Genomic DNA, 20,093 nt, shown 5'->3' with positions numbered 1-20,093 from the left:
CCTCGGGAGCACGGCGCATGCATCGCCTCGTCACGGGCAAAACGCAAGGCCGTGCTCCCAACCGCCGCCACTCAGCCGGCTTCACGCTAGTCGAACTCATCGTCGTCCTGGTCCTGACCGGCATCCTCGCCAGTGTCGCCGGCGCGCGTTATTTCAACCGCACCGGCTTCGACGCCGCCAGCTTCGCCGACCAGGGCGCCGCCATGCTGCGCTACGCCCAGAAGCTCGCGGTCGCGCAGAACCGCCCGGTCTACGTGCAGGCCGGCAGCGGCGGCATCCGCCTCTGCTACAGCGCCACCAATCCCTGCACCGATCGTATCGCCGCGCCCTCCGGCAGCAATAGCGGCAGTGCCGGCACGCGCGCTTTCTGCACCGCCGGCGGCGCGTACGTGGAGGCCTGGCATTGCGAAGGCGTCCCGTCCGGCGCCACCCTGACCCTGAATCCGGTTGCGGCCGGCGGTTTCTATTTCAATGGTCTGGGCCGTCCCTACCTCGCCACCGACAGCGGCGACAGCAGCTTCGCCGGCCTCAAAATGACGGTCGCCGGCGACGGCGTCAGCCGCACCATCGCCGTCGACCAGGAAACCGGCTATGTCTATTGACCGTCCCTCGCTGCGCCAGCGCGGGGTGACGCTGATCGAGCTCATTCTCTTTCTGGTCATCGTCGCGATTGCCGTCGGCGGCATTTTGACGGTCATGAACCTGACCAACCGCGGCAGCGTCGACCCGGTGCGCCGCAAGCAGGCGCTGATCATCGCCGAAGGCCTGCTCGAAGAAGTCGAACTGGCCGGATTCACCTATTGCGACCCGGCCGATCCGAACGCCGGCGACGCCGATGCCGTCACCGCGACGGCGAACTGCAGCATTCCCGAAGCCTGGGGCCAGCTCAGTCCCGAACCGACCGGCGCCACCAACGGCCGGCCCTTCGACAACGTCAACGATTACGTCGCCGCGCCCGGTGTGCGCACTGCCGCCTTCGACAATGCGGGCAATGTGCTGGTCGACGCCAACGGTACGCCGCTCGACGTGACCGGCTATACGGCGCGCCTCATGATCCAGCCGGTGGCCCTGAACGGCATCGGCGCGCCGGGCAGTTCGGCCGATACCGAGGTGCTGCGCATCACCGTCGAGGTCAGCTTCGACGGCCAGACCCTGGCGCTGGACGGCTACCGCACGCGCTACGCGCCCAACCACCTATGATGCGCCGTTTCGCACTTCCTGCCCGCAGCCGCGGCTTCACCCTGGTCGAGGTGGTCCTGACGATCGTGATCATCGGGATCGTGGCCGGCATGGTCGCCGTGTTCATCCGCGCACCCATTCTCAGCTATCGCGACGCCGTCGATCGCGCCGAACTGACCGACCAGGCCGACCTCGCGCTGCGACGCATCGCGCGCGACATCCGCCTGGCGCTGCCGAACAGTCTCCGCGTGAGCGCGAACAACAGCCAGCTCGAACTGCTGCAGACCCGCTCGGGCGCGCGCTACCTGTCCACCGACGACGGTGTGCCGGACAACGTCGTGCTCAGCTTCGAGGACAAGGCCGATCTGGACTTCATCGCCGCCGGTCCGCCGTCCTCGTTCTCGAGCGTGCGCGCCGGCGATTTCGTGGTGGTCTACAACCTTGGCCAAGGCTTCGAACCGGCCAATGCCTATGCGCTTGCCGATACCGGCGTGAACATCAACACGCCCTGTGCCGGCGCCGCCAGCGCGGCCGGCAACATCGCCTGCATCACCGGCATCGCCAGCTACAGCGGCACCATCAACGGCGTGACGGTCAGCGGCTACCGGATCACCCTCGCAGCCAATCCCTTCGCCTGGCAGGACACGCCGCTGCAGTCGCCGCTGCAGCGCTTCCAGGTCGTGAGCGGCCCGGTCAGCTTCTACTGCGTCACCAACAGCAACGGCCGCGCCGACCTGTGGCGCGCCTGGAACTACCCGATCACGAAGGAGCCGGGGCCGCCGCCTGCCAGTGCGAAGCGGGCCCTGGTCGCGACCAATCTCAAGAGCTGCAACGACATCTTCAGCTACGGCAGCGCGGCATCGCAGCGCACCGGCCTGGTACGGATCGCGCTCGAACTGCGCGGCCGTAACGACAATCCCGCCACCGTCCGCCTGGTACACCAGGTCCACGTCGACAATACGCCATGAATCGCATCCTCCGCTTGCGGCGCCAGGCCGGCGTCGGCATCGTTACCGCCATCTTCCTGCTGGTCGTGCTGTCCGCACTCGGGGTGGCGATGGTCGGCATCTATACCAGCCAGCAGAGCAGCGCCAACCTCGACCTGATGGGGGCGCAAGCCTACCAGGCGGCGCGCGCCGGCCTCGAATGGGGCGTGTTCCAGCGCAGGCGCAACAACAGCTGCGCGGCCATGAGCTCGTTCCCGATGCCGGCCGGGACCTCGCTGTCCGCCTTCACCGTCAACGTCAGCTGCACCACGCTCGGCAGCGGCGACCTGGCCCGTTTCCTGATCCGCTCCGTGTCCTGCAACCTGCCCGACGCAAACGGCAACTGCGTCAACGTGAACAAGGCCGAATCGGTCAGCCGCACCCTGGAGGCCGAACTATGATGCAGCGCCATGTCGTGCATGCGCTGGTGCTGCTGGCGATGATCCTGCTCGGCGCCGCGCCGGCGGCGCATGCCGACACGCCCATCTCGCTGTTCCAGAGCTTCCGCGGCACCGTCAACTTCACCGGCACCGAAGCCGTCCTGCGCAACAATAACAACAACAATCCCTGCAGCCTGGTCGCCACCGGCACCGCCGTCAGCGCTTCGCTGTCCGGCATCCCCAGCGGCGCCACCATCCTGAGTGCGCAACTGTACTGGGCCGGTTCGGGCACGACACCGGACTACAGCGTGACCCTGAACGGCAACACGGTCGAGGCGCCGGTCAAGTCCGCGACCACGATCACGCGCCGCTATGTGGCGACGTCCTACGCCAACTACACCACCTACACCTACTTCAGCGGCGCCGCCGACGTGACCGCCATCGTGAAGAATAAGGGCAACGGCACGTATACCTTCAACGACCTGAAGGTCGACAATGGCCGCCCATGGTGCACGGTGCAGGGCGTGGTCGGCGGCTTTGCGCTGGTGGTGATTTATTCGCATCCGGACGAACCCTTCCGCATGCTCAACCTGTACGAGGGTTTCAAGGACTTCCAGAATTCCAGCCTGAAGATCGACCTCGGCGACTTCAAGGTGCCGAATCCCTTGCCGGCCAATGTCACCGGCCGCGTCGGCCACATCACCTGGGAAGGCGACTCGACCCTGTCGCAGGGCGGCGAGGACCTGCTGTTCAACGGCTACGAGATGACGGATTCGCTCAACCCGAAGGGCAACCAGTTCAATTCCGCCAGCAATATCAGGAACGACAAATACTCCTACGGCGTCGACTTCGACGTCTATACGCTCAAGTCGCCGGTGATCCAGCCGGGGCAGATCACCGGCACATCGGTCTATCAGTCCGGCCAGGACCTGGTGATCCTGAGCGCCGAAATCGTCGCCATGCCCTATGTCGCGAACGCCGATCTGGCGCTCTCGATGACCCGCAGCGGCGACCTGACGGTGGGCAGCTCGACCGACTACACGCTGACCGTGACCAACGTCGGCATCGACGCCGAAGTGGGTCCGGTGAAAGTGGTGGACACGCTGCCGGCCGGCCTGAAGCTGGTGAGCACCAGCGGCACCAACTGGTATTGCACCTCGGCCGTGCAGACTTCCGGCCAGACCGTGGTCACCTGTACCCAGAACGGTCCGGTCAAGCCGGGCGCGAAGATGACGCCGCTGGTCATCGCGGTGACGCCGGCCGAAACCACCAGCTACACCAATTCGGCGGTCGTGTCGGGCGTGACCGGCGACGACAACAGCAAGAACAACAGCGCGAGCAACACGTCTTCCTCGACCGACTATTACGGGGCCAGCGTCGCCTTCACCAAGGAATCCTGCACGCCCGGCCAGAAGATCGTGACCGTGCCGACGGATGCCGGCTGCCACAAGTTCATCGGGCCGGTGGTGGCGGCCGACACCAATACCAGGATCTACATCACCGCGGTCACGGTCAAAGACGGCGCGCAGGTGGCGACCGCGCTCGACACCAAGGACAATACGCTGCCGATCGAACTGCGCTTCAGCTGCCTGCCGAATGCCGGCAATGTGCCCATCAGCTATGCGGGCCTGACCAATTTCGATTGCGCCGGCAACCCGAAGACCGTGAACGTCAAGCTGCCGGCCAACAAGGCGACCGGCGTGTTGGCCGACAACGGCGTGCTGGGGCCGTTCTTCTATGCCGACGTCGGCCGCGTATCCCTGTCGATGCGGGTCTACGGCACCCTGATGGGTACGGTGAACTTCATTTCGAAGCCGTCCGAGATCCGCTTCCGCGACATCGTGCGCGTCAGCGACGACTACCAGGATCCGGGTGGCCTGTCTGGTAGCACCAACTGGGCCAAGCCGGACATCGGCTTCGCGGTCGCCGGCGAACCCTTCCTGATGCGGGTCGGGGCGATGATGGCCGACGGCAAATGGGCCCCAAGCTTCGGCAACGAGGCCGCGGCGCTCAAGGGCGTGCTGCCGGCGGAAAGCCTCGATCTCGACTTCGAACTGGATTACTTCGCCGTCAACCTGAAGGGTTCGCCCAAAGTGGGCCTGTTCGCCAATACCGATACGCTGGCCGGCGTGGTGCAGGATGCCCTGGTACTCGACAAGGATGCGGCCGGCCAGGACTTCAGGCGCAGCACCAAGGCAGGCCTCACCAATATGTTCGAAGTCACGGCCCGCTATTTCGAAGCCGGCAACCTCGCGATCACCCCCTGGCTCGAGGATTACCTCGGTACTGGCCAGGTCGGCGGTCCCAGCACCAGCCCAATGGGTTCCTTCATGGCCGGCACGCGCGTCGTCGGCCGCTTTTATCCGGACCATTTCGAGACCACGGCGACCGCGAATTTCGTCTGCCCGGCGTCGATGAATTGTCCGGCGGCGGCCGGTGCATCGGTCAACAACGGCGGCACCTACTCGATGCAACCCTTCACGTTCGCGGTCAAGGCCTTCGGCCTGCCGAAGCCCGGCGGCGGCGGACCGACACCGCTGGCGCTGTACCAGAATATCATCATCGACCCCGCCAAGCCGCGGCCGCTGACGCTGACCGCATCGAAGGCGCCGAACCTGTCGCAGGCCCCTGGCGTCGGCGCCTTCGTCACCGATCCCGGCACGCAGCTGGGATGGCCGACGGGCGCCGCCGCCAACGACTTCCCGGACCTGGGCGGCACCGCCACCTGGCGCCTGGGCGCGCCCTACGATCCGGCCAAGCGCAGCGCCAGCACCACCTGGGGCGCGCCGACCGCGGTTTATCTGCGCGCCGCCATGGACGAATTCCGCGGTGCCGGCACCTCGTCCACCAAGGTCACCGTCAGCTCCTTGACCCCGGCCGGCGCCGCGGCCGACACCCAGTACGAGGGCGGCCTGATGGTGGTGGCAGGACGCATGTTCGTGCCGAACGTGTTCGGCTCCGACCTGATGCGCCTGCCGGTGGCCGTGAGTGTCCAGTACTGGAACGGTAGCGCCTGGACGCTCGGCGACTTCGACGACGACAGTACGGTGGGCTCGGCGATCAAGCCGGTCGCCAAAAGCTGCCGCCAGGCCTTCGCCGTGGACGCGACCGGCACCTGCAAGTCGGCCACGCCGCTGGCGCTGGCCGGCACCTATCCGCTGCGGCTCACGGACGGCAGGGGCACGCTGACGCTGGCCGCACCGGCGCGCGGCACCCTGGGCGGCGTCGACTACACGTTCGACAGCAGCGCCGCGCCGTGGTTGCCAAGCACGCAAGCGCGCGCGACCTTCGGCATTTATCGTAGTCCTTTGATCTACCTCCGTGAGGTGTATTGACGACGCTCAGCAGGAAAAAAGCGTGGTGGCAACCGGAAATATTTTTCCTGAGTGAAAAAATGGTATCGGCTTTTCACACAAGATGAATATAATCAAGGGTCTAGTGCAATAGCTCAAAACTCAAAGAAGATCACCGCACCGCATGCGTTTTTTCAGGAAAGCATCACAGACAGGAGCCTGGCTCGCGATCGTACCCCAGCGCGACGGCATCGTCGCCGCCAGCGTACGCCGTTCGACCGACGGCAAGCCGGCGCTGACGCTGGCCCTGTTCACCGCCGGTGCGGTCAGTGTGGATGCGCTCGAAAAGGCCGGCAAGGACCTGCACGCGGCCAGCTACCGCTGCACCACGGTGCTGGGCGGTGGCGACTACCAGTTCATGAGCGTCGAAGCGCCCAACGTGCCGCGCGCCGAACTCAAGACTGCGATGCGCTGGCGCCTGAAGGACGTGCTCGACTTCCCGGTTATGGAGGCGACTTACGACGTGCTCGATATTCCGCTCGATGCGAACGCCGCGGCGCGTCCGCAGCAGAGCATTTTCGCGGTGGCCGCGCGCAACAGCGTGATCCAGGCGCGCCAGAAGCTGTTCACGCAGGCGAAGATCCGCCTGCGCACCATCGACATTCCCGAAATGGCCCAGCGTAACGTTTCAGCACTGCTAGAGCCGGAAGGCCGCGGCCTGGCCATGCTCTCGTTCAGCGACGACGGCGGCCTGCTGACCGTGTCCTGGCGCGGGGAGCTCTACCTGTCGCGCCGCATCGACGTGACCCTGGCCCAGCTGCTCGAGGCCGACCAGGAGCGCCGCCACGCCAGTTTCGACAAGATCACCCTGGAGCTCCAGCGTTCGCTCGACAATTTCGAGCGCCAGTTCTCCTTCATCAGCGTGGCCAAGCTGGTGCTGGCGCCGACTGGCGCCGAGGGCCTGCAGGACTACCTGGCCGGCAACCTGTACACGCGGGTCGAGACTCTCGACCTGGCCCAGGTGCTGGACCTGCAAGGCGTGCCCGAGCTGGAAGGCGCGGCGCGCCAGCAGCGCTTCTTCGTCGCCATCGGCGCGGCGCTGCGCGAGGAGGCGGCGGCATGAGCCAGCAGATCAATCTGTTCAACCCCGAGTTCCTGCAGCAGAAGAAGATCTTCACCGCCACCACCATGGCGCTGGCGCTGGGTGTGTTGGCGACCGGCCTGCTCGGCCTCGGCATCGCCGCCAAGCTGCGCGCGGACAGCCTGCAGGCGCAGGCCGACAGCGGCGCCGCCCAACTGGACAAGACCCAGAAGCGGCTCGACAGCGTGAGCGCCGAATTCGTCCCGCGCAAGGAAGACCCGCGCCTGGCCGAGGAGCTGTCCATCGCCCAGAATGAGCTGGTGGGGCTGAAGGAAGTCGCCGATGTCATCGAGCGCGGCGAGTTGGGCGATACCCAGGGCTATGCGGAATATTTCCGCGCACTGGCACGCCAGAGCAGCGAAGGATTGTGGCTGACCGGCGTGAGCATCGCCGGTGCCGGCCTCGAGATCGGCGTGCGCGGCCGCGCGATGGACCCGGCGATGGTCCCGGGCTTCCTCGGTCGCCTGCGCAACGAGCGCGTCATGCAGGGCAAGCCGGTGGGCAGCCTGCAGATCGGCGAGGCCGCCGCGCTGAAGGTGCTCAAGGACGGCAAGGAAAGCAGTGCGCCGGCGCCTTACGTCGAATTCAGCCTGCAATCGACGCCGCCTGGCGCACCGGGAGACAAGCCGTGAAGCAGCAATGGCAACAGCTGGCTGCGCGCATCGATGCCCTGAGCCAGCGCGAACGCATCCTGAGTTTCGTCGCCACTGCGGCGGCGCTGGCCTTCGTCGCTTACATCGCCGTGATCGGTCCGCTGCTGCGCAAGCAGGCACTGCTGAGCAGCCAGGTCATGCAGCAGCAGAACAACATCGTCGGCCTCAACGAGCAGATCGCGCAAAAGCTGCGCGAAGCCGCCGCCGATCCGGACGCGCCGGTGCGTGCGCGCCTGGCCGCGGTGCGCGACGAATCCGCGCGCCTGGGCGAGACCCTGCGCGCGATGCAGCAGGGCCTGGTGGCGCCCGAGCGCGTGGCGCCCTTGCTGGAGTCGATCCTGCGCGCCAACGGGCGCCTGAAGATGGTGTCGGTGCGCACGCTGCCGGTCGAGCCGCTGAGCGACATCGGCGCCAGGAAGCACGACAGCCAGCCGGGCGCCGGCGCCGGCGCGGCCGAGCCGAAACCAAAGGCCAGGCGCGAGCTGCTGTTCCGCCACGGCGTCGAAGTCACCGTGCGCGGCAGCTACCTGGACATGGTCGACTACATGAGCGCACTGGAAAAGCTGCCGGCCCAGCTGTTCTGGGGCAAGGCCCAGCTCGAGGTCGAGGAATACCCGAGCGTGCGCCTGACCCTGACCCTGTACACCCTGAGCCTGGACGAAAAATGGATGAAGCTGTGACCCTGACCAAAGCCGCGGCGCTTGCCCTGATCTTTGCCGCCACGGCTGCACAGGCCGAAGTGCTGCAGGACCCGACCCGCCCGCCGGCCGCCGCCGGTGCCGTGCTGGCCCAGCCGGGTGCGCTGACCACCGGTCCGCGCCTGCAGAGCATCCTGGTCGCGCGCGAAGCGGGCGGCCGCCGACTGGCGGTGATCGACGGCGAAACCGTGCGTCTGGGCGAGCAGTTCCATGGCGCGCGCGTGGCCCGCATCGGCGCCGACGACGTCGAACTGGTGCGCGGCGCCGAGCGCCAGGTATTGCGCCTGTACCCCCAGGAAGCCGGCGGCATGACCCCGGTTCGCGCCCGCGCGGCGGCTCCGGCCCCGGCGCGCCGCTGAAAGCCCGAGAAGAGGACCAAGACATGCGACACATTTTCCCGATGGCGGCGATGGCGGCAGTGCTGCTGGCAGGCTGCTCGACCGCGCCGAACACCGGTACTTACGACCAGATCAGGAGCGACGTCGCCGGCGCCGCGGCAAGCCGCGCGAAGAGCGCACCGGCGGTGGATGACGCCGTCGCCAACGCGTTGCTGCCCCCTGCGACCAGCCTGGCCAGCCAGCTGCCGAAGGCGCGCCCGGCGCTGGAAGAGCGCTTCAACGTCTCCTTCAACAACGTTCCGGCCCAGCAGTTCTTCCGCTCGATCGTGTCCGGCACCCGCTACAACATCCTGGTGCATCCGGACGTCAGCGGCTCCATCACCGCGAACCTGAAGGACGTGACCCTGCAGGAAACCCTGGAAGCGGTGCGCGAGATGTACGGCTACGACTACAGGATCGAGGGTACCCGCATCTCGATCAAGCCGCTGACCATGCAGACCAAGATGTTCCGCGTGAACTACCTGGTCGGCAACCGCCGCGGCGTGTCCAACGTGCGCGTGTCCTCGACCTCGGTGTCGAACGCCGTCACCAACCAGAACGGCACCCAGGGTAACAACCAGCTGAATCAGAACAACCAGGGCAACCAGAACAACCAGAACGGGCAGAACGGCCAGCAGAGCCAGCTCGAAAGCACCGACGTCAGCACGACCTCGAGCACCGATTTCTGGGCCGACCTGAAGACCTCGATCGAAGCCATCGTCGGCAGCAAGGACGGCGGACGCAGCGTGGTGGTCAGCCCGCAATCGGGCGTGATCGTGATCCGCGCCATGCCGGACGAACTGCGCAACGTCGACGCCTACCTGAAAGCCACCCAGCTGGCGGTGGACCGCCAGGTGGTGCTGGAAGCGAAGATCCTCGAAGTCGAACTGAACGACAGCTTCCAGAGCGGCGTGAACTGGGCGTCCTTCGCCTCGATCAAGAGCAGCCACGACAACCGCGTCTCCGGCGGCCTGATCGGTCCGGGCGCGAGCCTGACCCCGCTGCCTTTCAACGGCGGCCAGCCGGCGGTCATCACCGATCCGGGTTCCGGCCTGTCGGCGAGCTCCGGCTTCTCGCTGTCGAGCGCTGCCAACGTGGCCGGCTCGATGTTCGGCCTGGCCGTCCAGACCAGTAATTTCGCGGCCCTGATCTCCTTCCTCGAGACCCAGGGCACGGTGCACGTCCTGTCCAGCCCGCGCGTGGCCGCGGTCAACAACCAGAAGGCGGTGCTGAAGATCGGCACCGACGAATTCTTCGTGACCGGTGTGACCACCAATACCAACACCACCGCGGCCGGCAGCACGACCACGCCGAGCGTGACCCTGCAGGCCTTCTTTTCGGGCGTGGTGCTGGACGTAACCCCGCAGATCGACGAGAAGGGCAACATCCTGCTGCACGTGCACCCGTCGGTGAGCCAGGTCTCGACCGTCAACAAGACCGTGAACCTGGGCTCGGCCGGCAGCCTGAACCTGCCGCTGGCGGCATCGGCGACCTCGGAGCTGGACAGCATCGTGCGCGGCTCGAATGGCCAGGTGGTGGCGATCGGCGGCCTGATGCGCCAGTCCTCGACCGCCGACAATTCGCAGGTGCCGGGCGCCGGCAACGTGCCGGTGCTGGGCAACCTGTTCGGCGCCAAGAAGCGCGTCAACCAGAAGCGCGAACTGGTGGTGCTGATCAAGCCGACCATCGTCGAGGGCGGCGCCAACTGGAACGACGACCTGCTCGACGCCGGCCGCCGCATCGAGCGCCTGTCGCCGCGAGGAATGCAGTAATGTACGCCGCCCACTTCGGCTTGCGCGAAGCGCCGTTCGGCATCACGCCCGACACCAGCTACTTCTTCGGCAGCCCGCGTTCGCAGGAAGCCCTGAACACGCTGCTGGTGGCGACGCGCAACGGCGAGGGCTTCATCAAGATCACCGGCGAAGTCGGCACCGGCAAGACCCTGTTGTGCCGCAAGTTCATGGCGACCCTGGGCGAGGGCTTCGTCACCGCCTACATCCCGAACCCTTTCCTGGAAGCGCGCACGCTGATGCTGGCGCTGGCCGACGAACTCGAGATCGCGCTCGACAAGGACGTCGACCAGCACCGCCTGCTGAAGGCCATCATGGAGCGCCTGCTGGGCCTGGCGGGGCAGGGCAAGCGGGTGGTGCTGTGCATCGACGAGGCGCAGGCGATCCCGGTCGAGAGCATGGAGGCGCTGCGCCTGCTGACCAATCTGGAAACCGAAAAGCGCAAGCTGCTGCAGATCGTGCTGTTCGGCCAGCCGGAACTGAACCGCAAGCTGGAACTGGAATCGATCCGCCAGCTGGCCCAGCGCATCACTTTCCACTACCACCTCGGACCGCTGAGCCGCGACGACCTCGACTTCTACGTCGCGCACCGCCTGCGCGTGGCCGGCTTCACGGGCGCGCGCCTGTTCTCGGGCGGCGCCGTGGCCCGGCTGTACAAGGCCAGCGGCGGCGTGCCGCGCCTGGTGAACATCCTGGCGCACAAGGCGTTGATGCTGTGCTACGGCGAAGGCGGCCACTCGGTCTCGCGCACGCACATCGAGGCGGCGGCGCGCGATACCATGGCGACCAGCCGCAAGTCCCGGCGCCTCTTGCCCTGGGCCGCGCTCGGTGCGCTGCTGGCCGGCGCCGCCGCCAGTGTCGGCTGGGCCATGACAAGATGAAGAGTCTGCGATGAGCCTGATTAACAAGATGCTCCAGGACCTGGACGCCCGCGGCACCGCCGGCGCGGACGCACTCCCATCCCAGGTCCGTCCGGTTGCGCGCGAGCGTGCCGCCCTGGCCGACCGTGTCGGCGGCCGCACCGCCGCGCTGGTCCTCGGCGGAACTGCCGCGGCCTGCGCCGTCGCGCTGGCCGTATGGTTCGGCTGGGGCCATGTCAGGCAGACGCAGGCCGCGGCCGCGATTGCAGCCGCGCCGGCGGCGCCGCTCAAGGGCGAACCCACGACCGCGAAGCCCGTGCAAGGCATGAGCAGCACCATCACGATGGGACCGGCGGCCGGCGCCGCGCCGCAGCCGGCGCCTGCTGCCGAGCTGCCGGCATCTGCGCCCGGCCAGCACACCGACCATTTCGATGCGCCGCCCGTGAAGCCGATGCGCGTGCCGGCAGCCGCATTCGCGCCCGCACCGAAAACCGTCGCCGGCTACGAGCCGGACAGCGAGGAAGCGCGCGCCGCACGCCAGGCGATCATGGCCGAACTGCAGTCGCGCATGGCGCCGACCCGCGTGCAGCCGCCGGCACCGGGCCAGGAATCGAAGCGCGAGGCCGGGCGCCGCAAGCTGGCGGAAGCACGTACGCTGAAGGAAGCCGGGCAGGTGGGGGCGGCACCCACGGCCAGCGCAGCCGGCGGCAGCGCCAAGAATCAACGCGCCCTCCAGGGGCGCCAGGAATCGGGCGCGCAGCGCGCCGAAGGCGAATACCGCCACGCCTTGAGCGCGCTGCAGGACGGGCGCATGACGGAAGCCGTCGCCGCCCTGGAGCAGGCCCTGAAGCTCGATCCGACCCACGACGCCGCGCGCCAGACCCTGGTCGGTCTGCTGATCGAAGCGAAGCACAGCGAGGAAGCGATCCGCCACCTGCAGGCCGGTCTGGCCCTGGACCCGCGCCAGCCGGCGCTGGCGATGCTGCTGGCGCGCCTGCAGATCGAAGGCGGCGGCAATGGCGTCGACACGCTGCTGCGCACGCTGCCCTATGCCGGCAACAACGCCGACTACCATGCCTTCCTGGCCGGCGCCCTGCAACGCGCGCAGCGCCACCGCGAGGCGGCCGAGCAGTACCAGGCCGCGCTGCGCGCTGCGCCCGGCAATGGTGTGTGGTGGATGGGCCTGGGCATGTCGCTGCAGGCCGAACGGCGCAATGCCGAGGCACTGGACGCCTTCCAGCGTGCGCGCACGAGCGGCACGCTGTCGGCGGAGCTGCAGGCGTTCGTCGAACGGCGGCTGCAGCAGCTGGGCCGGTAAGCCAAATCGTCGTTCCCGCGCAGGCGGGAACCCAAGTACTTTCTGTCGACGCAATGCATACTTGGATCCCCGCCTGCGCGGGGATGACGGCGGACGCTTCGCAGAAATGACGTCAGATTCTGGCCAGGCGCTCCAGCGCCAGCTGCAGCGTCGCGTCCTGCTTCGCAAAACAGAAGCGGACGATGCCGGACTCCTTGCCGCGGCTGTAGAAGGCCGACACCGGAATCGCCGCCACCTTGATCTCGCGCGTCAGCCACTGCGCGAACTCGGCTTCGCTCAGGTCCGAAATCCCGTCATAGCGTACGCACTGGAAGTAGGTGCCGTCGGCCGGCAGCAGCGTGAAGCGCGTCTGCGCCAGGCCGTCGCGGAACAGGTCGCGTTTCTTCTGGTAGAAGGCCGGCAGCGCCAGGTAGGGCGCCGGGTCCTGCATGTAGCCGGCCAGGCCGTGCTGCATCGGCGTGTTCACGGTGAACACGTTGTACTGGTGGACCTTGCGGAACTCGGCCATGAGGCTGGCCGGCGCCGCCACGTAGCCGACCTTCCAGCCGGTCACGTGATAGGTCTTGCCGAAGCTCGAGACGACGAAGGCGCGCTCCGCCAGCGCCGGGTGGCGGCTGACCGACGCATGCTGCTGCCCGTCGTAGACCATGTGCTCGTAGACCTCGTCCGACAGGATCAGGATGTCGGTGCCGGCGACGATGCCGGCCAGCGTATCGAGGTCGCTCTGGCGCAGGATGGTCCCGGTCGGGTTGTGCGGGGTATTAATGACGATCATCCGGGTGCGCGGGGAGACCGCGGCGGCAACCTCGTCCCAGGGCACGCTGTAGCCCTTGTCGTCGACCCGCATCGATACCGTGACCGGCACGCCGCCCGCCAGCTGCACGGTCGGCAGATAGCTGTCGTAGGCCGGTTCGATGATGATGACTTCGTCGCCGGGATGCACGGCGCACAGGATGGCGGTGGTCAGGGCCTGGGTGGCGCCGGCGGTCACCGTGATTTCGGTGTCGGCGTCGTAGGCATGGCCGTACAGCGCGGCGATCTTGGCGGCGATCGTCTGGCGCAGCAGCGGCACCCCGGTCATCGGCGGGTACTGGTTCAGGCCGGCGCGCATGGCCTCGTCGACGAGGTCGAGCAGGCGCGGGTCGCAGCCGAAATCGGGAAAGCCCTGGCCGAGGTTGACCGCGCCGTGCTCGGCGGCGAGGGCGGACATCAGGGTGAACACGGTGGTGCCGACGGCCGGCAGGCGTGACTTCAAAATGGGCGTGGACATGGTGTGAAGATTATAGCGCTTCGGTCTTGACCCAGACCTCGGGCGTCATGATGCGGAACAGATTCTCGCGCGTGGTCTTCTTCGCCAGCTTGAGCAGGGCCTTGTCCTTGGTGACGAGGATGTCGGCGCCGGCGTCGCGCGCGATCTCCAGGAATTTCTGGTCGTCGCGGTCGGTGCAGACCGGCAGGCGCACGGCGCGGCTGTCGGGCGCGACCACGCGGATCAGGGCGTCGAAGCGGGCCGCCGCAGCGGGCCGGGTGGCTTCGTCGAGCGGCAGGTGCGGGTAGTGCAGCACGAACAGGTATTCGTCGCGGCAGTCGGCGCGGGTTACCGCTTCGACCGCGCCGGATTCCAGCGCGGTGAGCAGACTGGCCCAGCGCGGGTCGCGGAAAACGAAGAGGTCGAGGCAGACATTGGTATCGATGACGATGGTTTTCTTTGGAGCAGGTATCATGTCGGCAATTCTACGCGTTGCACCCGTTTTTTACCTATGCTGATCGTTATCTCCCCCGCCAAATCGCTCGACCTCGACACCCCACCGACCACCGGCCTTCGCAGCACCCCGCAATTCATCGACCGCGCCGCGGAACTGATCCGCGTGCTGAAGGAATTTTCGCCCGCGCAGGTGGGCGAGCTGATGCACATCTCCGACCCGCTGGCCGCGCTGAACGTGACCCGCTACGCCGACTGGCATCCGGACCATGGCGCGGCGCGCCAGGCGGTGATGGCCTTCGACGGCGACGTCTACACCGGCCTGGACGCGCGCAGCCTGGACGCAAAGGGTATCGACTACCTGCAGCGCCACCTGCGCATCCTGTCCGGCCTCTACGGCGTGCTGCGGCCGCTGGACCAGATGCATCCGTACCGCCTGGAGATGGGGACGAAACTGGCCAACCCGCGCGGCAAGGATTTGTACGCGTTCTGGGGCGAGACGGTGACAGGGGCGCTGAACGAAGCCCTGGCCGCGAATGGCGCGACGGCGCTGGTGAACCTGGCGTCGGAGGAGTACTTCAAGTCCGTGAAGCCCAAGCTGCTGGACGTGCCGGTGGTGACGCCGGTGTTCGAGGACTGGAAGAACGGCAAGTACAAGATCATCTCCTTCTTCGCCAAGCGGGCGCGCGGGATGATGGCGCGTTATGCGGCCGAGAACGGGGTGACCGATCCGCAGCAGTTGAAGGATTTCGATGTGGACGGCTATGCCTTCGACCCCGCTGTGTCGAAAGAGCGCGAGTGGGTGTTCCGCCGGCGCGTCGAAGCCTGAGCGGCGCGCAATGAAAAACGCCCGCATCGAGCGGGCGTTTTACTTATTGCACGGCATCCTTCGGCGCCGGACGCGGCCCCGATTTCGCCCAGAACTTCCACCACGGCGCATCGCCGTCGCCCTTGCCACCCAGGAAGTGGCTGTTCGGGTAGTTGGCCTGGAACACGCGCTGGGTGTCGTCGCGCAGGTCGAACATGCCCAGCTTGTCGTAGGCGCGGATCATGATGAACAGCGCTTCCTCGCGGGCCGGCGAGGTCGGGAAGTTGGTCACGGCTTCCTGGGCGCGGTTCAGCGAGGCCAGGTAGGCGCCGCGGCGATAGTAATAGTTCGCCACGTGGACTTCGTAGGAAGCCATCGCGTTGATCAGGTAGTTCATGCGCTGGATCGAGTCCGGCGCGTATTTGCTGTTCGGGAACTTGTCGACCAGTTCCTTGAAGGCGGCGAAGGCTTCGCGGGTCGCCTTCGGATCGCGCTCGGTCGGGTCCTGCGAGTAGATGAAGCTCATGAAGCCGATCTGATCGTTGAAATTGATCAGGCCGCGCAGGTAGTACATGTAGTCGACCTGCGGGTGGTTCGGGTGCAGCTTGATGAAGCGTTCCACCGCCGCCAGTGCCTCGGCCTGGTCCTGGGCCTTGTAGTGGGCGTAGGCGATTTCCATCTGCGCCTGTGTGGCGTAGGTGCCGAAGGGATAGTTGGTTTCCAGCTTCTGGAACAGCTTGATGGCGGCTTCGTAGTGGGCGCCATCCATTTCCTCACGCGCCTCAGCGTATAATTTCGACGCTGACACGTTCTTGCTATCGTCCGAAGCCTTCGGGAACAAACCGCAAGCTGACAAACTGAGCAGGGCACACGTCACGACCAATACAGACAATTTTTTTTGCATGAGCTTTTTGCAAGAAAGTTTTTACCGAGATTCAACGAACGGCTGATTATAGCCGATGGGAACAACGTGATATTAAATGCTGCGCCGAATTCGGCGGAAATGCTTTCTAACCCCGATTTGGACGACGACCTGGACGCGGAGTTCGCACCTGGTGCGGGCGGTGTCGATTTTTCGCCGATTACCTTGACCCTGGACCCGTCCCACTGCGGCCAGCGCCTCGACAAAGTCGTCGCCGGCCTGGTGCCGCAATTCTCGCGCAGCCGCCTGCAGCAATGGTTCGACGAAGGCCACATCCTGGTCGACGGCAAGCCGGCCAAGGGCAAGGCCACCGCCTACGGCGACGAGACCATCCACGTCGAGCCGCAGCCGGCACCGGAAGACACGGCCTTCACGCCGGAGCCGATGGCGCTGAACATCGTCTATGAAGACGACGCGATCATGGTGATCAACAAGCCGGCCGGCCTGGTCGTGCACCCGGGCTCGGGCAACTGGTCCGGCACGCTGCTGAACGGCCTGCTGCATTACTGCCCGCAGCTGGTGTCGGTGCCGCGCGCCGGCATCGTGCACCGCCTGGACAAGGACACCAGCGGCCTGATGGTGGTCGGCAAGACCCTCGAAGCGCAGACCGACCTGGTACGCCAGCTGGCCGCGCGCACCGTCAAGCGCGAATACTTTGCGCTGGTGTGGGGCACGCCGCGCCTGTCCGGCACCGTCGATTCGCCGATCAGCCGCCACCCGACCGAGCGCACCAAGATGGCCGTCTCGAACGCGCCGATGGCCAAGCCGGCGATCACGCATTACGAGCTGCTGGCCAAGGGCGAGCTGGACCGCCGACCGGTCAGCCTGGTGCAATGCCGCCTCGAGACCGGCCGCACCCACCAGATCCGCGTGCACATGCAGTCGCTGGGCTACAGCCTGGTGGGCGACACCGTCTACGGCAAGACCCACCTGCTGTCCTTCTTCCACCGCCAGGCCCTGCAGGCACGCCGCCTGGGCCTGAGCCACCCGGTCACCGGCGAGCACATGGAGTGGGTCGTGCCGCTGGCCGCCGACTTCGCCGAGCTGCTGGCGCGCGCCGGCATCGAAGAGCCGGAAGCGGCCTGATGCCGGAACGCGTGGTGGGTCTCGATCCTGCGCAGGTCCTGTGGCCGGACTGGCCGGACCTGCCGGCGAACGTCGGCGCGCTGGCGACCACCCGCCGCGGCGGCGTCAGCGCGGCGCCCTTCGACGATGGCGCGGGCGGCGGCGGTTTGAACCTCGGCCTGCACGTGAAGGATGATCCGGAAGCGGTGCGCGAAAACCGTGCGCGCCTGCAGGCCTTGCTGCCGGGGCGTCCGGCCTGGATCGCGCAGGTGCACGGCAGGGAGGTCGTCGATGCGCGCCTGGTGCAGCCCGGCGCGCCGGTGCAGACCGGCGATGCCGGCACGGCGTTCGAACCCGGCGTGGTGTGCGCGATCCTGACCGCCGATTGCCTGCCGGTGCTGTTCGCCGATCTGGAAGGGAAGGTGGTCGGCGCGGCGCATGCCGGCTGGCGCGGGCTGGCGGGCGGCGTGCTGCAAGCCACAGTGGCGCAGATGCGCGCGCAGGGCGCCGGCGAGATCACGGCCTGGCTCGGACCCGCGATCGGCCCGGACGCCTTCGAAGTCGGCCCGGACGTGCTGGACGCCTTCCGCGCCGCGCTGCCGGATGGCGCTGCGGACGACGGCTTCCGGCCTTATCCCGGGCGCGACGGCAAGTATCTGGCAGACATGGCGCTGCTGGCGCGGCGCATGCTGGCCGGCGAAGGCATCACCCGCGTGTATGGCGGCACCCGCTGCACATTCACGGAAGGCGATCGCTTCTATTCCTATCGCCGGGACGGTGCCGGCAGTGGACGTCAGGCGACTCTGATCTGGATCAAGTAACTGGGGAGTCGCCGCCGGTAGGCTCTTGTCCTTTCCGCTTGCGCGCACGGCCACGTCGCCATGCTCCCGTCAGGTACAAAACGAGCGATAATGGCAACACGCCGTAAAACAGGAAGGTCATGAGGCCGGCCACCACGGAAGGCTCGGTGGCCGCCATCAGGGTCACGACATACATCCATCCGATGGCTACGATCCACATGGTTCTTCCCTGGTTGCACGCTTGAATACCCGATTCTAAACAATGGACGCCGATATGAATACGCCCGAAGCTACTCTGCAGCAAGGCGCTGCGTGGATGCAATCCTGGATGAAGCTCGCCGACCCCTCGAACCTGGTTGGCCAATTTGGCGGCGGCATGGCGCAGCAGGCGGCGCCGGTGATGCGCATGCTGGGCGATTTCGGCGCCGGCCTGCCGCAGGCCAAACTGGACGCGCTGCGTAACGACTACCTGCAGAAAGCCATGCAGCTGTGGCAGGACGTCATGAGCGGCAAGACGCCCGAGCTCAAGGACAAGCGTTTTTCGGCGCCCGAATGGACCGCGAATCCGATGTCGGCTTTCAGCGCCGCGTCCTATCTGTTGAATGCCGAATTCCTGATGGCGATGGCCGAAGCGGTCGAGCTGCCGGCGCACAATCAAGAGAAGATGCGGCACAAGATCCGCTTCGCAGTGCAGCAGATCGTCGACGCGCTGTCGCCGGCCAATTTCTTGGCGACGAACCCGGAAGCCCAGCAGAAACTGATCGACACCAAGGGCGAGAGCCTGAGCAAGGGTCTGCAGAACATGCTGGCCGACATGCAGAAAGGCCGCATCTCGCAATCCGACGAGAGCGCCTTCGAAGTCGGCCGTAACGTCGGCATCACGCCGGGCACGGTGGTGTTCGAGAACGAGCTGTTCCAGCTGATCCAGTACACCCCGGTCACGCCCACCGTGCACGAGGTGCCGCTGCTGATGGTGCCGCCGTGCATCAACAAGTTCTACATCCTCGACCTCCAGCCGGAAAATTCGCTGGTGCGCTATCTGGTAGAGCAGGGCAACACCGTGTTCATGATGTCCTGGCGTAACCCGGACCAGACAATGGGCGACAAGACCTGGGACGACTTCGTCGAGCAGGGCGCGATCCAGGCGCTGAACGTCGCGCGCGAGATTTCCGGGAAAGAGAAGGTCAACGTGTTCGGCTTCTGCGTCGGCGGGACGATTGCCGCCACCGCGCTGGCGGTCGAGGCGGCGCGCGGCCGCCAGCCGGCGAACAGCCTGTCGCTGTTCACGACCCTGCTGGACTTTTCCGACAACGGCGTACTCGACGTCTTCGTCGACGAGACCCAGGTCGCGCAGCGCGAGCAGCAACTGGCGCGCGGCGGCCTGATGCCGGGCCGCGACCTGGCCACGACCTTCTCCTCGCTGCGTCCGAACGACCTGGTGTGGAACTATGTCCAGCAGAACTACCTGAAGGGCAAGACGCCGCCGGCCTTCGACCTGTTGTACTGGAACGCCGACAGCACCAACCTGCCGGGCCCGATGTTCTGCTGGTACCTGCGCAATACCTATCTGGAGAACAAGCTGAAGGTGCCGGGCGCGCTGACGGTCGCCGGCGTGAAGGTCGACCTCGGCAAGATCGACTGCCCGGTCTTCGTCTACGGCTCGAAGGAAGACCACATCGTGCCCTGGGAAGCGGCGTTCGCCTCGATGAATCTGCTGAATCCGAAGAAGGCGAAACAGAACCGCTTCGTGCTGGGCGCTTCCGGCCACATCGCCGGCGTCATCAACCCGGCGTCGAAGAACAAGCGCAGCTACTGGGTGGCCCAGGCCGGGAACGGCAAGAACCGGCCGAAGACGCCGGCCGAGTGGTTCGCCGCCGCCAATGAGGTCAAGGGTAGCTGGTGGCCGGAATGGGCAAAGTTTCTGGCCGAAAACGGTGGCGCCGACGTGCCGCCGCCGACCCAGCCCGGCACTGACAAGTACCGGGCCATCGAGCCGGCGCCCGGCCGATATGTAAAAGCCCGCGCCGAGTAATTTCCCTTCGGTCAGGCAGCTTGCCAGAAAAATAATCGAGTTGCCTGCCGAATAATTGCTGCGCCTGCGTTCGCAACGTGGTATTTTTA

General features: G+C 66.6%; 20 protein-coding genes. 16 read left to right on the top strand and 4 right to left on the bottom strand.

Features of this window, described 5'->3' with window-relative positions; translation table 11 throughout:
- The first annotated feature begins 17 nt into the window (after window positions 1-17).
- The 12 genes from NX782_RS04415 to NX782_RS26340 all read left to right on the top strand — a co-directional run bounded on the left by NX782_RS04415 (window position 18) and on the right by NX782_RS26340 (window position 12,675).
- On the top strand, window positions 18-602 hold the full coding sequence (locus NX782_RS04415) for a prepilin-type N-terminal cleavage/methylation domain-containing protein (protein ID WP_258844203.1): 585 nt from the start codon (window positions 18-20) through the stop codon (window positions 600-602).
- Entirely contained in the window at window positions 592-1,200 is a 609-nt protein-coding gene (locus NX782_RS04410; protein WP_258844202.1) for a prepilin-type N-terminal cleavage/methylation domain-containing protein, read from the top strand. Before NX782_RS04415 ends, NX782_RS04410 begins: the two co-directional genes overlap by 11 nt.
- Window positions 1,197-2,147 (top strand): type II secretion system protein, encoded by a 951-nt coding sequence (locus tag NX782_RS04405; RefSeq protein WP_258844201.1) that lies wholly within the window; start codon window positions 1,197-1,199, stop codon window positions 2,145-2,147. Before NX782_RS04410 ends, NX782_RS04405 begins: the two co-directional genes overlap by 4 nt.
- Window positions 2,144-2,566 (top strand): agglutinin biogenesis protein MshP, encoded by a 423-nt coding sequence (locus tag NX782_RS04400; protein ID WP_258844200.1) that lies wholly within the window; start codon window positions 2,144-2,146, stop codon window positions 2,564-2,566. The genes NX782_RS04405 and NX782_RS04400 overlap by 4 nt, the downstream gene beginning before the upstream one ends.
- Window positions 2,563-5,880: a DUF6701 domain-containing protein gene (locus NX782_RS04395; protein ID WP_258844199.1), complete on the top strand. Its 3,318-nt coding sequence runs from the start codon at window positions 2,563-2,565 to the stop codon at window positions 5,878-5,880. Before NX782_RS04400 ends, NX782_RS04395 begins: the two co-directional genes overlap by 4 nt.
- A 142-nt stretch (window positions 5,881-6,022) precedes the next feature.
- Complete coding sequence (gene pilM, locus NX782_RS04390; RefSeq protein WP_258844198.1) at window positions 6,023-6,961, top strand: type IV pilus biogenesis protein PilM; 939 nt, start codon at window positions 6,023-6,025, stop codon at window positions 6,959-6,961.
- Window positions 6,958-7,611 (top strand): PilN family protein, encoded by a 654-nt coding sequence (locus NX782_RS04385; protein ID WP_258844197.1) that lies wholly within the window; start codon window positions 6,958-6,960, stop codon window positions 7,609-7,611. Before pilM ends, NX782_RS04385 begins: the two co-directional genes overlap by 4 nt.
- Window positions 7,608-8,312, top strand: coding sequence for a type II secretion system protein GspM (locus tag NX782_RS04380; protein ID WP_258844196.1), 705 nt, complete (start codon window positions 7,608-7,610; stop codon window positions 8,310-8,312). The genes NX782_RS04385 and NX782_RS04380 overlap by 4 nt, the downstream gene beginning before the upstream one ends.
- The gene (locus NX782_RS04375) at window positions 8,297-8,689 is read left to right on the top strand and encodes a hypothetical protein (RefSeq protein WP_258844195.1); all 393 of its coding nucleotides are present in this window, start codon (window positions 8,297-8,299) and stop codon (window positions 8,687-8,689) included. The genes NX782_RS04380 and NX782_RS04375 overlap by 16 nt, the downstream gene beginning before the upstream one ends.
- A 23-nt stretch (window positions 8,690-8,712) precedes the next feature.
- Window positions 8,713-10,479, top strand: coding sequence for a pilus (MSHA type) biogenesis protein MshL (gene mshL, locus NX782_RS04370; protein ID WP_258844194.1), 1,767 nt, complete (start codon window positions 8,713-8,715; stop codon window positions 10,477-10,479).
- Window positions 10,479-11,378, top strand: a complete 900-nt coding sequence (locus tag NX782_RS04365; RefSeq protein ID WP_258844193.1) for an ExeA family protein — start codon at window positions 10,479-10,481, stop codon at window positions 11,376-11,378. Before mshL ends, NX782_RS04365 begins: the two co-directional genes overlap by 1 nt.
- 10 nt (window positions 11,379-11,388) lie before the next feature.
- Complete coding sequence (locus tag NX782_RS26340) at window positions 11,389-12,675, top strand: tetratricopeptide repeat protein (protein WP_308632808.1); 1,287 nt, start codon at window positions 11,389-11,391, stop codon at window positions 12,673-12,675.
- 112 nt (window positions 12,676-12,787) lie between these two features.
- Here the strand turns inward: NX782_RS26340 and NX782_RS04350 are convergent, their stop codons facing one another.
- Together NX782_RS04350 and NX782_RS04345 are read right to left on the bottom strand one after the other, a co-directional pair.
- Window positions 12,788-13,945 carry a pyridoxal phosphate-dependent aminotransferase gene (locus tag NX782_RS04350; RefSeq protein WP_258844192.1) on the bottom strand — a complete coding sequence of 386 codons (1,158 nt, stop codon included), beginning with the start codon at window positions 13,943-13,945 and terminating at the stop codon, window positions 12,788-12,790.
- A 10-nt stretch (window positions 13,946-13,955) separates the two neighbouring features.
- Window positions 13,956-14,399, bottom strand: a complete 444-nt coding sequence (locus NX782_RS04345) for a putative toxin-antitoxin system toxin component, PIN family (protein ID WP_258844191.1) — start codon at window positions 14,397-14,399, stop codon at window positions 13,956-13,958.
- A gap of 36 nt (window positions 14,400-14,435) precedes the next feature.
- Here NX782_RS04345 and yaaA point away from each other — a divergent pair, with 36 nt between their 5' ends.
- On the top strand, window positions 14,436-15,206 hold the full coding sequence (yaaA, locus tag NX782_RS04340) for a peroxide stress protein YaaA (protein WP_258844190.1): 771 nt from the start codon (window positions 14,436-14,438) through the stop codon (window positions 15,204-15,206).
- A gap of 43 nt (window positions 15,207-15,249) precedes the next feature.
- Here yaaA and NX782_RS04335 read toward each other — a convergent pair whose 3' ends face one another.
- Window positions 15,250-16,089, bottom strand: coding sequence for an outer membrane protein assembly factor BamD (locus tag NX782_RS04335; protein ID WP_258844189.1), 840 nt, complete (start codon window positions 16,087-16,089; stop codon window positions 15,250-15,252).
- Between the two features lie 99 nt (window positions 16,090-16,188).
- Between NX782_RS04335 and NX782_RS04330 the strand changes: the two genes are divergently transcribed.
- Window positions 16,189-17,193: an RluA family pseudouridine synthase gene (locus NX782_RS04330; protein WP_258844188.1), complete on the top strand. Its 1,005-nt coding sequence runs from the start codon at window positions 16,189-16,191 to the stop codon at window positions 17,191-17,193.
- Window positions 17,193-17,993, top strand: coding sequence for a peptidoglycan editing factor PgeF (gene pgeF / locus NX782_RS04325; protein ID WP_258844187.1), 801 nt, complete (start codon window positions 17,193-17,195; stop codon window positions 17,991-17,993). Before NX782_RS04330 ends, pgeF begins: the two co-directional genes overlap by 1 nt.
- Here pgeF and NX782_RS04320 read toward each other — a convergent pair.
- A complete protein-coding gene (locus NX782_RS04320; protein WP_258844186.1) occupies window positions 17,986-18,192 on the bottom strand; it encodes a hypothetical protein in 207 nt (68 codons plus the stop codon). The two genes, pgeF and NX782_RS04320, sit on opposite strands and share 8 nt — an antisense overlap.
- Window positions 18,193-18,246: 54 nt before the next feature.
- Between NX782_RS04320 and phaC the strand changes: the two genes are divergently transcribed.
- The gene (gene phaC / locus NX782_RS04315; RefSeq protein ID WP_370661759.1) at window positions 18,247-20,004 is read left to right on the top strand and encodes a class I poly(R)-hydroxyalkanoic acid synthase; all 1,758 of its coding nucleotides are present in this window, start codon (window positions 18,247-18,249) and stop codon (window positions 20,002-20,004) included.
- The last annotated feature ends 89 nt before the right edge of the window (window positions 20,005-20,093 follow it).

It is taken from the genome of Massilia norwichensis, from assembly GCF_024753245.1.
Taxonomy (GTDB): Bacteria; Pseudomonadota; Gammaproteobacteria; order Burkholderiales; family Burkholderiaceae_D; genus Telluria; species Telluria norwichensis.
The sequence above is the reverse complement of the archived record's forward strand: the minus strand, read 5'-3'. Positions and strand labels throughout refer to the sequence as shown.